Here is a 982-nt window from a genome sequence, read left to right as displayed (position 1 = left end):
TTTTGGATCAGTACCTTGGGCAAAGGCCAGGGGAAATCGTCGATACCCAGGGGCGGGTACTGGGGTCCCATGAGGGCATCCACCACTACACAGTAGGCCAGCGCAAGGGCTTGGGGATTGCCTCTTCCCGTCCGCTTTACGTGGTGCGCATCGAGGCAGCTACCAACCGCGTGGTGGTTGGAGAACGAGAGGAAGCCACCCAGGCTGAAGCGTGGGTAAGCCAAGTAAACTGGGTCTCCATCCCACCCCCAACACAACCCCTTGCCGTAGAGGTTCAGGTGCGCTACCGCACCCCGCCGGTGCCTGCCACGGTGATCCCGGAATCTCCTGAGCGGGTGAAGTTGCAGTTTGCCGAGCCCCAGTTTGGGGTTACCCCCGGCCAAGCCGCCGTCTGGTACCACGGGGAGCTCCTACTTGGGGGAGGGATCCTGGAGCGCCCTTCTTCTCAGGGGTGAGGGGAAGCCAAACTAGGCTGCCCACTCCCGCACCTGCTGCAGGGATCGAAAGAGAAGCACCATATAGGCAATCAAGATAGGGGCAACCGCCGTGGCGGCGGCATTCCCAACCACAGTCACACTCACAACTTCCAAAATTTTCTCAGCAAAAGTCTCGTCAGAAGACGAAATCACACCTACCGTGAAGCCAAAGATGAAATTCCCGGCCAGAAATGCCACAACCACCGTGAGGCCAAAGATAAGAAGTGCCCAAAACGCTCCCCACCAGCGGCCCTTGACGAGGCTCCAACTGTAGCCCAACCCTTCTGTAGTGCCTTTGTCTTCCAGGACAATTGCGCAGGGCGTGAAAGCCAGCCTTACTCCCCAGTAGATTCCAGGAAGCACGAATAACATCATCCCGACTAAGGAAATCAACCCCACCAGGAGGCTGCCGAATATCAGAGGCACTGCCTTGGAGACAGCCTGATCCAGACTGTTGCCCAGCGGGGGAGTTCGCTGCTTCAAGTGCTGATCCACCAGCCAAAAGG

At 58.2% G+C, this 982-nt stretch carries 2 protein-coding genes; one reads left to right on the top strand and one right to left on the bottom strand.

What is annotated here, in order from left to right:
- Nucleotides 1-455: tRNA methyl transferase PRC-barrel domain-containing protein (locus tag NW838_RS04435; protein ID WP_414427566.1), on the top strand; the 455-nt coding region annotated here is incomplete at its 5' end.
- 12 nt (nt 456-467) lie between these two features.
- On the opposite strand, the gene NW838_RS04430 is transcribed toward NW838_RS04435, so the two are convergent.
- Nucleotides 468-982: glycerophosphoryl diester phosphodiesterase membrane domain-containing protein (locus tag NW838_RS04430; protein ID WP_414427565.1), on the bottom strand; the 515-nt coding region annotated here is incomplete at its 5' end.

This window comes from Synechococcus sp. R55.2 (assembly GCF_047462075.1).
In the GTDB taxonomy this organism is placed as follows: Bacteria; Cyanobacteriota; Cyanobacteriia; order Thermostichales; family Thermostichaceae; genus Thermostichus.
The sequence above is the reverse complement of the archived record's forward strand: the minus strand, read 5'-3'. Positions and strand labels throughout refer to the sequence as shown.